The sequence below is a fragment of the Marinobacterium zhoushanense genome (assembly GCF_014641945.1).
Taxonomy (GTDB): Bacteria; Pseudomonadota; Gammaproteobacteria; order Pseudomonadales; family Balneatricaceae; genus Marinobacterium_D; species Marinobacterium_D zhoushanense.
Genome location: NZ_BMIJ01000007.1, coordinates 383,748 through 397,705, shown reverse-complemented (window position 1 = coordinate 397,705; position 13,958 = coordinate 383,748). Strand labels below are relative to the sequence as shown.

Genomic DNA, 13,958 nt, shown 5'->3' with positions numbered 1-13,958 from the left:
GCGTAGGTGCAAGGCGTTCCTAGAAAGGTTTTCACGCTTCGTTCTCCCTACAATGCGGCTCCAGTATTGACGGCTTTCGCTACAGAACAGGTCCTTTGTACCGCCTGATTCAGACTTTCAGGCCGTAGCAAGGTCCCCGAATGGCCAACAGAATACGCAGCATCGATAGCTACGCGCCTCACCCGGCGCACGGCAAAGCGGATTTTCAATTTGACTCAAGAGAGTAGAGACAGATGCGAATAGGTGTCCCCAAGGAGATCGAAGAGGGAGAGAAGCGCGTCGCGCTGACCCCTGAGGTCGCCACCCAGTTGCAGAAGCTCGGTTTCACCCTGGCGATCGAATCCCAGGCCGGTGCGGCCGCCAGCTTCGATGATGAACAGTACCGCAGAGCCGGTGTCGAGATCGTCGAAGATCCGCGTGATATCTGGCACAACTCAGACATCATCCTGCATGTTCGCCCGCCTATCGAGCACCCTGAGCTGGGCTTCTACGGCGTCGAACTGATGAAGCCGGGCCAGACCCTGATCAGCTTCCTCTACCCGGCGATGAACCCGGAGAAACTCCAGGCCCTGGCCGAGCGTGGCGTCACCGCGCTGGCGATGGACAGCGTGCCGCGTATCTCCCGTGCGCAGAAGATGGATGCGCTGAGTTCCATGGCCAATATCGCCGGCTATCGCGCCGTTGTGGAAGCCGCGCAGCATTTCGGCCGCTTCTTCACCGGTCAGATCACCGCCGCCGGCAAGATCCCCCCGGCCAAGGTGCTGGTGATCGGCGCCGGTGTCGCAGGTCTTGCCGCCATTGGCGCCGCCAAAAGCATGGGCGCCATCGTGCGTGCCTTTGATACCCGCCCCGAAGTGAAGGAGCAGGTCGAGAGCATGGACGCCGAGTTCCTGATGCTCGACTTCCCCGAAGAAGATGGTGCAGGGACCGGCGGCTACGCCAAGACCATGAGCCCCGAGTTCATCAAGGCGGAGATGGACCTGTTCGCCGCCCAGGCGGCCGAGGTGGATATCATCATCACCACCGCGCTGATCCCGGGCAAGCCGGCGCCGGAGCTGATCACCGAGCGCATGGTCGCCAACATGAAGCCGGGCAGCGTCATTGTCGACCTGGCCGCCGAAGCCGGCGGTAACTGCAAGCTGACCGAAGCCAACAAGGTGGTGGTCAAGCACGGCGTCACCCTGATCGGCTACACCAACCTGCCCAGCCGTCTGGCGGCGCAGTCGAGCCAGCTCTATGCCACCAACCTGCGTCACCTGCTCACCGACCTCTGCCCGGAGAAGAACGGCGAGATCGTCGTGAACATGGAGGACGAGGTGATCCGCGGTGCCACCGTGGTCAAGGAGGGCGAGATCACCTGGCCACCACCGGCACCGCGCCTGTCCGTAGCGCCGAAGGCTGATATCGGCGCCAAGGCCAAGGCGCAGATGGCGAAAGCCGAGCCCAAACCAGCCCATCCGCTGGCGTTCCTGGTGCCACTGGCACTGGCTGGTCTGGCCCTGTTCGGTCTGGGCTCCGTGGCGCCGCCGGAGTTCATCGGTCACCTGACCGTGTTCGTGCTCTCCTGCTTCATCGGCTACATGGTGATCTGGGGTGTATCGCACTCGCTGCACACGCCGTTGATGAGCGTGACCAACGCCATCAGTAGCATCATCGTCATCGGCGCCCTGATCCAGATCTCCAGCGACAGTCCGCTGGTGGTAATCCTGGCCACGCTGGCGGTGTTCATCACCAGTATCAACATCGTCGGCGGCTTCGCCGTCACCCAGCGCATGCTGCGGATGTTCAGGAAATAAGGAGCCGTCAGCATGAATGCAGGCATCATCACAGTTTCATACATCGCAGCGAGCGCGCTGTTTATCATGGCCCTCGGTGGGCTCGCCCACCAGGAGAGCGCCCGGCGCGGCAACTTCTACGGCATGCTCGGCATGGGCCTGGCGTTGCTGGTCACCATCATCGGTCTGGTCACCCAGAACCAGGTGTTCCTGATCGGCGGTATCGTCGCCGGTGGCGCCATCGGCTGGTACCTGGCGAAGAAGGTCGAGATGACCCAGATGCCGGAGCTGGTCGCCATCCTGCACAGTCTGGTGGGTATGGCCGCCGTCTTCGTCGGCTGGGCCAACGCGCTGGATCATGGTGCCACCATGACCCCGGTCGAGCAGGCGATCCACGCCACCGAAACCTATCTCGGCATCCTGATCGGCGCCATGACCTTCTCCGGTTCGGTCTGCGCCTACCTGAAGCTCTCTGCCAAGATCAGCGGCAAGCCGCTGCAGCTGCCGGGCCGCCACCTGTTCAACGCCGGCCTTGGCCTGCTGGCGATCTGGTTCTGCTTCGAGTACGTGGCGGCGGCCCCGGAGGGCGGTTTCGTCGCTCTGGCGCTGATGACCCTGATCGCGCTGGTATTCGGTGTGCACATGGTCGTCGCCATCGGCGGTGCCGACATGCCGGTCGTCGTGTCGATGCTCAACAGCTACTCCGGCTGGGCGGCGGCGGCGATGGGCTTCATGCTCGGTAACGACCTGCTGATCGTGGTCGGTGCCCTGGTCGGCTCCAGTGGTGCGATCCTCAGCTACATCATGTGCAGGGCGATGAACCGCAAGTTCCTCAACGTCATCCTTGGCGGCTTTGGTTCCAAGAGCAGTGGCAACAAGAGCACAGGCGGTGCCGCTGGCCCTGCCGGCAGTGAAGCGGATATCAAGCCGATTCAGGCCGAGGAGGTGGCCGATCTGCTGTCCCACGCCAAAGAGGTGATGATCCTGCCCGGCTATGGCATGGCGGTGGCCCAGGCCCAGCACACGGTGTTTGAGATCAGCAAGAAGCTGAAGGAGAAAGGTGTCAACGTGCGCTTCGGTATCCACCCGGTGGCTGGGCGTATGCCGGGGCATATGAACGTGCTGCTGGCCGAAGCCAAGGTGCCCTACGATATCGTCTACGAAATGGACGAGATCAACGAGGATTTCCCGAAGGTGGATGTCTCCATCGTCATCGGCGCCAACGACATCGTCAACCCGGCGGCACAGGAAGTACCCGACAGCCCGATCGCCGGTATGCCGGTACTGGAGCCGTGGAACGGCAAGACCACCATCGTGCTCAAGCGCGGCATGAGCACCGGCTACGCCGGGGTGGACAACCCGCTATTCTACAAGGAGAACACCCGTATGCTGTTCGGCGATGCCAAGGACAGTGTGGATGCGGTATTGAAAGCCCTCAGCGAGTAATCGCATGCCAAAAGAGCAGACCGGCAACCGCCGGTCTGCTCTTTTCTACCTGTCGATCAAGACTCAGCGTTAAACGCTCATCCGATCAATACGCCAGCACCGGCAGCAGCGGGCACTGAAAGTAGGGTGCCGGCCCCCCGTCAAAACTGCCGGATACGATCAACAGATGCCCCAGACTCTCGTGAAAGAGAATATCCTCGTAGGAGGTCAGCACGGGCACCGGATCGTGGGCCTCCAACCCCTCCTCCGTCCACATCACCGTATGGGTAAACCAGCGCCCCCCATTGTAGGCGGGGTTACCCGGCGCCGCTTCCGATACCGGGAACTGGACCGCATCGGGGTTGTTGATGATTACGTACAGGGCATCGAACGACTGCACGTTACGGTCGGTCGGCGCCGGCAGTTCGGTGGTGCCCTTGGTACCCCAGAGCATGCCATCGCCCCAGACCGAGGGCATGAAGTTGGGCTGCCCGGCCTCGGCGAGCGCCGGAAGCAGCAACATCAAGCTGATAAACAGTGAAGAGAACAACCGGGTTAACATGATCAACCTCCCCGGACGGGTATATCTCGCCCAGTCATTAAGAGTGTTTGCAGGAAAGACAGCTTTCACTTCAGAGATTAATCAATGCGGATAAAGCTTGGTTAAAGGCTATGTAAACAAACGGTAAAGCTCTTCAGCGAGCCTGCGGCGTTCTGTTATCGATCAGGCTCAACGCCTCGCGCTCAGTCGCGGTCGAGGTACGCTCAGTCGCGGTCGAGGTAGAGGGCAGCAACGGCAGCGTCAGGTATAGCTCGGTCTGCCCGTCGCCCACCCGTGCACCGACCTCACCACCCTGCGCCTCAACCAGCTCTTTGACGATCGCCAGACCGACTCCCGCGACCCCCTTGCCCCTCGCCCGCGAACGGTCGGCACGAAAGAAGCGTTCAAATACGTAGGGTGCATCCTCGGCGGTAAAGGTCTGGCCATCATTACGCAGGCTGAGCAGCGCAAACTCCCGCTGCCGACTGAGGCTGATCTGCAACCGTCCACCTTCAGTGGCGTAATGACCGGCGTTCTCGATCAGGTTGCGCAGCACCTGATGTAGCTTGTCGGGATCGGCGTACACCCGGTCAGCCTCTTTCGATAGCGCGCACTCGACCCGGATGCCGCGCGCCTCCAGCATTGGACGTCCCAGCTCCAGCGCTTCCTCCACCATCGCCGTTAACGATACCGCTTGCAGATGCAGATCGCTGCGGGCGGCATCGGCACGGGCCAGATCGAGCAGCGACTCGGCCAGTTTGGTCAGCCTCTGCACTTCACCCAGCAGCATCGACCACACCTCCTCCGATGGCTGGATGACGCCGTCGCGCATCGCTTCCAGGTAGCCCTGAACATTGCTCAGCGGTGTGCGCAACTCGTGGGCCGCGTCGGCCACCATCTGCTCACGCTGATGCTCCAACCGCGCCAGGGCGGCGGTCATCCGATCAAACGCCTGCCCCAGCCGGGCGATCTCGTCATCCCCCTCCAACCCCACCCTGGCACTGTAATCACCTGCGGCGACACGGCGGGTCACCTCCGCCATGCGCGACAGCGGACGCAGAACCCGCCGAGTCAGCAGCACACTGAGCAATAGCGAGAGCGCGAACGCCAGCAGGCTGCCCCAGATCAGGTAGCGGTGGATGGAGTCGAGAAACAGCGCGTTCGCGTCGTCGGGCGAGATATGGTACTCATCCATCAGCACCATGAAGTAGCTGGCGGCCAGATAATCGACTGCCAACCAGACCACCAGGATCACCGTGGCGATGATCACGGCATTGATCGCGAAAAGGCGCCACAACAGACGATTGTGCATAACAGCCTCCAGCGGCCGGGTCAGGCTTGGGGATTGAACCTGTAGCCTATCCCTCTCACCGTCTCTATGTAGTGCGGATGCGTGCTGTCGGTTTCGATCTTGCGCCTGAGTTTGCCCACGTGCACATCGATCACCCGCTCAACCACCACCTCGCCATGCTGGTTGATCTGATTCAACAGCGCCGAGCGGGAGTAAACCCTTCCGGGATGCGCCATCAATACCTCGAGCAAGCGAAACTCTGTCGGCGTCAGCGACAGCTCGCGCTCTACCAGCCGCGCTTCATGGGTCTCCCGGTCCAGGCTCAACTCCCCCTGATGTAACAGAGCAGTGTCGGCTACCTCGGTGCGCTCCGCCCGGCGCAGTATCGCCTTGACTCGCTCCATCAACTCGCGAGGACTGAAGGGCTTGACCACATAGTCATCGGCACCGATGGAAAACCCCATCACCCGGTCCACCTCCTCACCGCGAGCGCTCAGCACCAGTACCGGCACATCGGAATCGGCACGCAGACGACGGCACACCTCCCAGCCATCCAGCCTCGGCAGCATCAGATCCAGAATCACCAGCCGGGGTTGTTGTTCCAGCGCCGCGGCCAAGCCCTGTTCGCCATCGGTGGCGACCGATGCCTGGAACCCCTCATGCTCGAGATAGGTCTTGACCAGTGCGGCGATATGGCGGTCATCCTCTATCACCAGTATCGGTCGCTGTTGCGATGCAGTCATGTTCAGAAACCCACTAGGCTATCTCTTACTCTTAGTGAAAAGATTAGGAGTTCCCGGCATAAACGCAAAAGCCCCCCTGTACCAAGCTGACGCGGATGCCGCTAAGGTATAGGAATAAACACACTCATGGACCCGCTGAATGCGAACAGAACCGCCCGCTATCCCCTCGCTGCCGATGCCCGATTGGACGCGGCTACAGGCAATACCGATCCACGAGTGCGGCGAGCGCCTGCAGCCCGCCAGCCTGTGCCTGGAGTGGTTGACCTGGCCCGCCTATTTCCATCAGCGGATCTCCGGTGCAGTGCCCGAATGCCACCTGCGCCAAGGGGTGTTCGACCGGCTGCTTGACGCCGCCCGCGCGCTGCCGGAGGGGCTGCAGCTGGTGGTACTGGATGGCTGGCGCCCATTCAGCGTGCAGCAGTATCTGTACGACACCCTGCTCAACCTGATGCAGCATGCCAGCCCCGAGATGTCCGAGGAGGAGCTGGTGCGACGGGCCCGGGAGCTGGTCTCCCCACCCAGCACCGACATCGACGCACCCAGCCCCCACCTGACCGGCGGTGCAGTGGATGTCTGCCTGGCCGACGCTGATGGCCGGCTGATCGACATGGGCACCCTGTTCGACGAGGCCAGTCCGCTATCCTTTACCGCGGCACTGGAAGCGGAGGACGCCGACCACTCGATGCAGGCACTGATGGCCCGCCACCACCGCCGCATTCTCTACCGGGCGATGACCTCGGCTGGCTTCACCAACCTGCCCTCCGAGTGGTGGCACTACGACTTCGGCGACCAGCTCTGGGCCTGGTACAGCGGCGAGCCCAGCGCCCGCTACAGCGCCACCCACCTGCCCTCGCTGGAGCATCTGTGGCAACAGCAGTTGGCGCCGCGCTGATCGGCCACCACGCCCTGTAACCGGTCGGTCTGAGCCTGTATAATGTCCGGTTTTCGAATCGCCCTGCGCCCCTTTCACCGCGGGCGCAATCACGCTGCCGGATTTCAAGACATGACAGACCGCATGGACAAGACCTACCAGCCCAACGAGATCGAACAGAACTGGTACAAGAAATGGGAAGAGAGTAACTACTTCGCCCCATCAGGCGAGGGCGATGCCTACAGCATCATGATCCCGCCGCCCAACGTCACCGGCAGCCTGCACATGGGCCACGCCTTCCAGCACACCATCATGGATGCGCTGATCCGCTACCGCCGCATGCAGGGCAACAACACCCTGTGGCAGGTGGGTACCGACCATGCCGGTATTGCCACCCAGATGGTGGTCGAGCGCAAACTGGCCGCCGAAACCGGCGAGAGCCGCTACGACCTGGGCCGCGACGCCTTCATCGAGAAGGTGTGGGAGTGGAAGGAGGAGTCCGGCGGCACCATTACCGGTCAGATGCGTCGCCTGGGTAACTCGGTGGACTGGCCCACCGAGCGCTTCACCATGGACTCCGGCTTCTACCACGCGGTGCAGGAGGTGTTTATCCGCCTCTATGACGACGGCCTGATCTACCGCGGCAAGCGCCTGGTCAACTGGGACCCGAAACTGCACACCGCGATCTCCGACCTGGAGGTGGAGAACCGCGAAGTCAAAGGCAAGATGTGGTACCTGCGCTACCCGCTGGCCGACGGTGTCAAAACCAAGGACGGCCTGGACTACATCGTGGTCGGTACCACCCGTCCGGAGACCATGCTTGGCGATACCGGCGTGGCCGTTAACCCGGAAGATGAGCGCTACGACGACCTGATCGGCAAGTTCGTCGAGCTGCCGCTGGTGGGGCGTCGTATCCCCATCGTCGCCGACGACTACGCCAACATGGAGAAGGGCACCGGCTGTGTGAAGATCACCCCGGCCCACGACTTCAACGACTACCAGGTTGGTCAGCGCCAGCAGCTGCCGCTGGTCAACGTGCTGACACTGAACGCGGATATTCGCGAAGAGGCACAGGTATTCAACTTCGACGGCAGCGTCAACAGCGAACTGGACCCGACCCTGCCGCAGCAGTTCCGCGGCCTGGAGCGCTTCGAAGCCCGCCGTCAGATCGTCGCCGCGTTCGAAGAAGCCGGCCTGCTGGTCAAGATCGAAGAGAACGCGATGACCGTGCCCTACGGCGACCGTGGCGGTGTGGTGATCGAGCCGATGCTGACCGACCAGTGGTTCTGCGATGCCAAAACCCTGGCCAAGCCGGCGATCGAAGCGGTCGAGAACGGCGATATCAAGTTCGTACCCAAGCAGTACGAGAACATGTACTTCGCCTGGATGCGCGACATCCAGGACTGGTGTATCTCCCGCCAGCTGTGGTGGGGTCACCGCATCCCGGCATTCTACGACGACGCCGGCAACGTCTACGTCGCCAACTCGGCGGAAGCGGCGCGCGAGAAGTACGGTCTGGACCTGGAGCTGGAACTGCGCCAGGACGACGACGTGCTCGACACCTGGTTCAGCTCCGCGCTGTGGACTTTCGGTACCCTGGGCTGGCCGGAAAACACCGAGCGTCTGAAGACCTTTCACCCCACCGATACCCTGGTTACCGGCTTCGACATCATCTTCTTCTGGGTAGCACGCATGATCATGATGACCATGCACTTCATGAAGGATGAGGATGGCAAGCCGCAGGTACCGTTCAAAAACGTCTACGTTACCGGCCTGATCCGCGACGAGAGCGGCGACAAGATGTCCAAGTCCAAGGGCAACGTGCTCGATCCGCTGGATATGATCGACGGTATCAGCCTGCCGGATCTGCTGGAGAAGCGCTGCGGCAACATGATGCAGCCGCAGCTGGCGGAGAAGATCGGCAAGCGTACCGAGAAGCAGTTCCCGGAGGGGATCGCCGCCCACGGGACCGACGCCCTGCGCTTCACCCTGGCGGCGCTGGCCTCCACCGGTCGCGATATCAACTGGGATATGAAGCGTCTGGAGGGCTACCGCAACTTCTGTAACAAGATCTGGAACGCTGCCCGCTACGTGCTCGGCAACACCGAGGGCCAGGACTGCGGCCAGAACAACGAAGAGGTGCTGCTGACCCTGGCCGACCGCTGGATCATCAGCAGCTTGCAGCGCACCGAACAAACGGTGATCCGTCACCTGGACGAGTACCGTTTCGACCTGGCCGCGCAGAGCCTGTACGACTTCATCTGGAACCAGTACTGCGACTGGTACCTGGAGCTGTCCAAGCCGGTACTCTGGGATACCACCGAAGGCAGCACCGATGCAGAGAAAGAGCAGCTGGCCGCCCTGCGTCGCGGTACCCGCGGCACCCTGGTGCGTGTACTGGAGGCGATCCTGCGTCTGGCCCACCCGATGATGCCGTTCATCACCGAAGAGATCTGGCAGCAGATCAAGGGGCTGGCCGGCAAGGAGGGTGACACCATCATGCTGCAGCGCTACCCCGAGCCGGTTCAGGAGCTGATCGACGAAACCGCCGAAGCCGACGTGGAGTGGCTGCAGGAGGTGATCGTCAGTATCCGCAACATCCGCGGTGAGATGAACATCGCCCCGGGCAAGGAGCTGGAGGTGCTGGTGCAGCACGGCAGCGACGAGGATTTCCGTCGCCTGCGCGAGAGCTACATCTCCCTGACCAAGCTGGCCAAACTGAGCGAGATCAAGTGGCTGGAAGCGGATGAGGAAGCGCCGATGTCGATCACCAAGCTGGTCGGCAAGATGGAGGTGCTGGTACCGATGGCCGGCCTGATCGACAAGGAGGCAGAACTGGCCCGTCTACAGAAAGAGCTGGACCGTCTGACCGGCGAGATCAAGCGCGTCGAAGGCAAGCTGGCCAACGAGAAGTTCGTCGCCAACGCCCCGGAAGAGGTAGTCGCCAAGGAGCGCGAGAAGATCACTGCCGCGCAGGAGTCGTTCGCCACGCTCAAGGAGCAGTACACCAAGATCGAGGCGCTCTGATCCAGTACTTGTGAGCCAAAAGCGTCTGATCCATCACTGGATTCATTGCTAATAAAAAGGGGGCATCAGCCCCCTTTTTGTTTTGTCTCGTTACAGCCTGACGGCTGTCAAATCGAAGTCGATATCGACCTCATCCTCCACCCGCAGCAACCCGCCCAGCAGACTGTAAGGCTCGAGACCGAACTCCGTCTGCTTTAACTTGAATGCGCCGGAAAAGCCTAACGCACCTTGCAGCTCCTCGACTTTAACCTCGACCTGCTTACGCCGAGTAACACCGTTCAAGCTGATCTCGACCTGCACCGACATCTGCGGTAACGCGCCAGACAGCGGCTGCAGCTGAAGGGTCACGAACGGATTGTCGTTTACCCTCAGGGTCTTGTTGAGCATGTTGTTGCGAGTGCCTTCGATATCCCGCTCGCTGGGCTGGGTAGTGAGACTGTATTGCCGCCTCAGCTCCGCTTCATCCACCGTCAACGCGGCCAGAGGCACAAACAGATCCGCACGGCGCGCCCGCCAATCCGACTGCCACAGAATCAACCCCTGCACCTGATGGCTCGCCACTACATGATCATGGCCGAGCTTGGCCATACGCCCACCGCGGTAGACCCGGATCACTGCAATCGAGCGGCTGGCATCCAACCGATAGACCGGCTGTCCACGCTGGGCAGCAGCCCTGTACAGCTCGGAGGGAAAGTCGGACGGTTGGTTCGGCAGGGTGAGCGGCCCCCTCTCGACCTGCGGCGCACAGCCTGCCAACGACAGCAGCATCAGCCCTGCCAGGGCAAGACTAGTGCGCACGCCGCCACCGCACATCGAACCGAACCTGTACGTCAAAGCCGAACAGCTCGTCCGTGCTCCAATCGCCGCTGCCAATATCGAACCAGAGGCGCTGCAGCTTCAGCTCACCGCTCATCTGTGCCATCTGACCGTCGGCGTTAAACCGGAAGGGCAGTTCGATATCACGCCGGGTGCCCTTAAGGTTGAGTGTGCCTGTGGCCACATAGTGCTCGCTATCGATCCGACGGATCTGTCGACTGTGAAACTCGGCTTGTGGATAACGGGCCACATCGAACCACTCCTCGGTAGCAACACCCTCGTCCAGCTCGCTGCTGCTCATATCGGCACTGCTGATATCGACCTCAACATCCAGTGTCGCGTCTTCAGGCTGGTCCGGATCCAGGGTCAGTTCGGCCTGGAAGCGACGAAACTGACCGGGAACGGCTTCGCCCTGATAGCTGGACTCGAACGTCAAGCGACTGGCGTCCGGCACCATGCGCCAGTCGGCGGCCGACGCCGGCCAACTGAAGAGGAACAGCAGAATAGCGCCCCACAGCATTTTCATCTGGATCGTCCCGGTAACATACGTGTAAGTACTTCGTCATGCCTGACAAAATGGTGGTGCAAGGCGGCGGCGATATGCACCACGAGCACCAGCAGGAAGAGCATAACAAAACCGCCGTGCACCCACTTCATCAACTGCTCCAGTGCCTTGTCCGGTTCGGTGATATTCGGCAACCGAAACAGCCAGAACACCTTCAGCGGTACGTTACTGGCGGAGTTGATGACCCAACCGGTGATCGGTAAGGCGATCAGGCAGACATAGAGTGTCAGATGGCTTAGCTGGCTGGCCAGACGCTGCCAGGGCGGTACGGAGGACGGCAGGCGCGGCACCGGATTCAGCCAGCGCCAGGCCAGGCGGATGAGCACCAGCACCAGTAGCAACAGACCCAGCGACTTGTGCCAGATGAACAGTTGCAGCTTGGTCGGTGAAAGTGGCCAGATCAGCGCGAAAGCACCCAGCAGCAGTTGGATCAGGAGCAACGCTGCCATCAGCCAGTGCAATAACTTGGCCACCGCGCCCCATGAATCGACTGTGTTCCCGAGCATTGACTGACAACCCCCAATCCATTGATGACCGGCCAAGCGCTCATGACCGGTCTGGTTTGAGTCTAGGATCGCGGCACAGGTCGGTCAAAGCCGCCTAGACCTCCCTACATTACACGCTCTAAACACAAAAGCCCGCACCTGATGGCGCGGGCCCTTTTCATTAGGGCTATCAGGACTTGGGTGCGAAGCCGAAGTTTTCGGTTACGTAGTCGATATCCTTGTCGCCTCGACCGGACAGGTTGATCAGGATCGTCTGCCCCGGGTTTTCACGACCATGCTTCATCGCCCAGGCCACCGCATGCGCGCTCTCCAGCGCCGGGATGATCCCCTCCATGCGGGACAGCTTGTAGAACGCATCCAGCGTATCGTCATCGCTGACCGCATGGTAGTTCACCTTGCCCTCGGTCTTGAGGAAGGAGTGCTCGGGACCAACCCCCGGATAGTCGAGGCCGGAAGCGATCGAGTGCACCGGCGCTGGGTTACCCTCGTCGTCAGTCAGCAGCAGGCACTTGAAGCCGTGGATCATGCCCGGCTTGCCGAAGGTCATGGTTGCCGAATGCTCGCCAAGCTTGGTGCCCTTGCCCAGCGGTTCAACACCGTTCAGGACAACCCCTTCATCGTCGAGGAACGCACTGAACAGGCCCATGGCGTTGGAGCCGCCGCCGACACAGGCACCGACCTGATCCGGCAGTTCGCCGACCATCTCCAGGAACTGATCCTTGGCCTCGAAGCCGACCACCGACTGGAAGTCACGTACCATCAACGGGAAGGGGTGCGGCCCGACCACCGAGCCGATGGCGAACAGCGCCGTCTCGGCCTGTCCCAGATAGGACTGGAACGCGGAGTCCACCGCCTCCTTCAGACTGCGGCCGCCGAACCCCACCGGCACCACCTCGGCACCGAGCAGCTTCATGCGGGTCACGTTGGGCGACTCCTTGGCAATGTCAATTTCACCCATATGGATCTCGCACTCCATGCCGAAATAGGCCGCCGCCGTGGCCAGCGCCACGCCGTGCTGGCCGGCGCCGGTCTCGGCGATCAGCTTGGTCTTGCCCATATGCTTGGCCAGCAGCGCTTCCGCCATGCAATGGTTCAGCTTGTGCGCGCCCGAGTGGTTCAGATCCTCACGCTTGAGGTAGATATGCGCTCCCACCTCGCGGCTCAGATTGTGCGCGTAGTAGACCGGCGTCGGCCGACCCTGGTAGTGCTTACGGATGTAACGCAGCTCATTGAGGAAGTCAGCGGAACGCCCCAGGGTCAGGTAAGCGCGGTTGATCTCGGCAAACTGGGACTCGAGCTGAGGCGGCAGAAACGCCCCGCCGAACTCGCCGAAATAACCTTCCTTGTTTGGATACTGCTTCAGATAACCCATATGCACCGCCTTATTATTTGATACAAAAAATCTGACAAACACGATAGTTTCAAATCATGTTTGGCACAACCACGACGAACGTACAAACCGATTCCGCCCTCCGCTCGGCGGTCAGCAAGCCAAAAGGAGCCGCAGCTCCTTTTACATTGAACGGGATACCGGCCTGAAAAACTCAGGCCGGTACTCACATCGCTCCCGATGCTCTCCACGCTGCCGAATTAGACCCGACGCTTAGCCCAACCCTGACCTGCCACTAACGTTAGCTATCAAAGTTTCGCTTCCAGCTCCGGCAGAGCCTGGAACAGGTCCGCCACCAGACCGTAGTCGGCGACCTGGAAGATCGGCGCCTCCTCGTCCTTGTTGATCGCCACGATCACCTTGGACTCCTTCATCCCGGCCAGATGCTGGATCGCGCCGGAGATACCGACGGCGATGTAGAGTTCGGGGGCGACGATCTTGCCGGTCTGGCCCACCTGCATATCGTTGCTGACGAAGCCGGCATCGACCGCGGCACGCGACGCCCCGATCGCCGCGCCGAGTTTGTCGGCCGCTTTCTCGAGCAGGGCGAAGTTGTCGCCGTTGCCCATGCCGCGACCGCCGGAGATGATGACGCGGGCGCTGGCCAGCTCCGGACGCTCGGATTTGACCAGTTCCTCGCCGACAAAGGCGGAGGTGCCGGCGTCACAGGTCTGGCTCAGGGTTTCGATGGCGGCACTGCCGCCCTCGGCCGCGGCCTTGTCGAAGGCCGAGGCGCGCACGGTGATCACCTTGATCGCATCCTGCGACTGTACGGTGGCGATGGCGTTACCGGCGTAGATCGGGCGCTTGAAGGTATCGGCGGACTCGACGCTGATGATTTCGGACAGCTGACCCACGTCGAGCAGCGCGGCCACCCGCGGCATGACATCCTTGCTGGTGGTGCCGGCCGGGGCCAGCAGGTGGCTGTAGCCGGTGGCCAGTTCCACGATCAGCTGTGACAGGTTCTCGGCCAGGCCGTGCGCATAGGCCGGGGCATCGGCCAGCAGT

General features: G+C 61.6%; 12 protein-coding genes. 4 read left to right on the top strand and 8 right to left on the bottom strand.

Translation table 11 applies throughout. The features are described 5' to 3' along the window. Positions 1 to 233: 233 nt before the first annotated feature. Positions 234 to 1,796 (top strand): Re/Si-specific NAD(P)(+) transhydrogenase subunit alpha, encoded by a 1,563-nt coding sequence (locus tag IEX40_RS17875; protein ID WP_188750743.1) that lies wholly within the window; start codon positions 234 to 236, stop codon positions 1,794 to 1,796. 12 nt (positions 1,797 to 1,808) lie between these two features. After that, a complete protein-coding gene (locus IEX40_RS17870; protein WP_188750741.1) occupies positions 1,809 to 3,221 on the top strand; it encodes an NAD(P)(+) transhydrogenase (Re/Si-specific) subunit beta in 1,413 nt (470 codons plus the stop codon). An 85-nt stretch (positions 3,222 to 3,306) separates the two neighbouring features. On the opposite strand, the gene IEX40_RS17865 is transcribed toward IEX40_RS17870, so the two are convergent. From IEX40_RS17865 to IEX40_RS17855, 3 genes are all read right to left on the bottom strand, one after another. Then, positions 3,307 to 3,762, bottom strand: a complete 456-nt coding sequence (locus IEX40_RS17865) for a hypothetical protein (protein ID WP_188750739.1) — start codon at positions 3,760 to 3,762, stop codon at positions 3,307 to 3,309. A gap of 133 nt (positions 3,763 to 3,895) precedes the next feature. After that, positions 3,896 to 5,053, bottom strand: a complete 1,158-nt coding sequence (locus IEX40_RS17860; RefSeq protein ID WP_188750737.1) for a sensor histidine kinase — start codon at positions 5,051 to 5,053, stop codon at positions 3,896 to 3,898. Between the two features lie 20 nt (positions 5,054 to 5,073). After that, positions 5,074 to 5,775 carry a response regulator transcription factor gene (locus IEX40_RS17855; RefSeq protein ID WP_188750735.1) on the bottom strand — a complete coding sequence of 234 codons (702 nt, stop codon included), beginning with the start codon at positions 5,773 to 5,775 and terminating at the stop codon, positions 5,074 to 5,076. 139 nt (positions 5,776 to 5,914) lie between these two features. On the opposite strand from IEX40_RS17855, the gene IEX40_RS17850 reads away from it, so the two are divergent. Both IEX40_RS17850 and IEX40_RS17845 read left to right on the top strand, forming a co-directional pair. Further along, the gene (locus IEX40_RS17850) at positions 5,915 to 6,667 is read left to right on the top strand and encodes a M15 family metallopeptidase (protein WP_188750733.1); all 753 of its coding nucleotides are present in this window, start codon (positions 5,915 to 5,917) and stop codon (positions 6,665 to 6,667) included. Between the two features lie 123 nt (positions 6,668 to 6,790). Then, positions 6,791 to 9,673 (top strand): valine--tRNA ligase, encoded by a 2,883-nt coding sequence (locus IEX40_RS17845; RefSeq protein WP_188750822.1) that lies wholly within the window; start codon positions 6,791 to 6,793, stop codon positions 9,671 to 9,673. Positions 9,674 to 9,763: 90 nt separating this feature from the next. On the opposite strand, the gene IEX40_RS17840 is transcribed toward IEX40_RS17845, so the two are convergent. The 5 genes from IEX40_RS17840 to IEX40_RS17820 all read right to left on the bottom strand — a co-directional run. After that, entirely contained in the window at positions 9,764 to 10,471 is a 708-nt protein-coding gene (locus tag IEX40_RS17840; RefSeq protein ID WP_188750731.1) for a YceI family protein, read from the bottom strand. Then, positions 10,461 to 11,015 carry a YceI family protein gene (locus IEX40_RS17835; protein ID WP_188750729.1) on the bottom strand — a complete coding sequence of 185 codons (555 nt, stop codon included), beginning with the start codon at positions 11,013 to 11,015 and terminating at the stop codon, positions 10,461 to 10,463. Before IEX40_RS17835 ends, IEX40_RS17840 begins: the two co-directional genes overlap by 11 nt. Further along, positions 11,012 to 11,560, bottom strand: coding sequence for a cytochrome b (locus IEX40_RS17830; protein ID WP_188750727.1), 549 nt, complete (start codon positions 11,558 to 11,560; stop codon positions 11,012 to 11,014). The genes IEX40_RS17835 and IEX40_RS17830 overlap by 4 nt, the downstream gene beginning before the upstream one ends. Positions 11,561 to 11,729: 169 nt before the next feature. Then, on the bottom strand, positions 11,730 to 12,932 hold the full coding sequence (trpB, locus tag IEX40_RS17825; RefSeq protein WP_188750725.1) for a tryptophan synthase subunit beta: 1,203 nt from the start codon (positions 12,930 to 12,932) through the stop codon (positions 11,730 to 11,732). A 266-nt stretch (positions 12,933 to 13,198) separates the two neighbouring features. Then, positions 13,199 to 13,958: electron transfer flavoprotein subunit alpha/FixB family protein (locus IEX40_RS17820; protein ID WP_188750723.1), on the bottom strand; the 760-nt coding region annotated here is incomplete at its 5' end.